The organism is Streptococcus oralis (assembly GCF_003943825.1).
GTDB classification, from domain to species: domain Bacteria; phylum Bacillota; class Bacilli; order Lactobacillales; family Streptococcaceae; genus Streptococcus; species Streptococcus oralis_CD.
Map to the genome: position 1 here is coordinate 1 of NZ_RJNJ01000109.1, position 567 is coordinate 567.

At 45.3% G+C, this 567-nt stretch carries 1 protein-coding gene; it reads left to right on the forward strand.

Translation table 11 applies throughout. From position 1 onward, the window contains the following. Positions 1 to 567 (forward strand): SHIRT domain-containing protein (locus D8863_RS10865; protein WP_221763090.1); only part of this gene is annotated, 567 nt, incomplete at both ends.

Genomic DNA, 567 nt, shown 5'->3' on the forward strand with positions numbered 1-567 from the left:
GTTTGTGAGTGGGACCCCAGGTAAAGATCTTCCACAAGAAGTGAAAGACTTGCTTCCAGCAGCAGATAAGAACTTGTCTAATGGTACTCAAGTAACGCCAACTCAACCAAGTAAAACAGAAGTGAAGACAGCAGAAGGCACTTGGAGCTTTAAGTCTTATGACAAGGCATCAGAAACCATCAATGGAGCGGACGCCCACTTTGTCGGTACTTGGGAATTCACCCCAGCACCAACTTACAAGGCAACACATGAATTTGTCAGCGGAACTCCAGGAAAAGACCTTCCACAAGAAGTGAAAACCTTGCTTCCATCAGACCAAATATACACATCAGACGCTAGTGAAGAGACTCCTACTGATAAGAACTTGTCTAATGGTACTCAAGTAACGCCAACTCAACCAAGTAAAACAGAAGTGAAGACAGCAGAAGGCACTTGGAGCTTTAAGTCTTATGACAAGGCATCAGAAACCATCAATGGAGCGGACGCCCACTTTGTCGGTACTTGGGAATTCACCCCAGCACCAACTTACAAGGCAACACATGAATTTGTCAGCGGAACTCCAGGAAA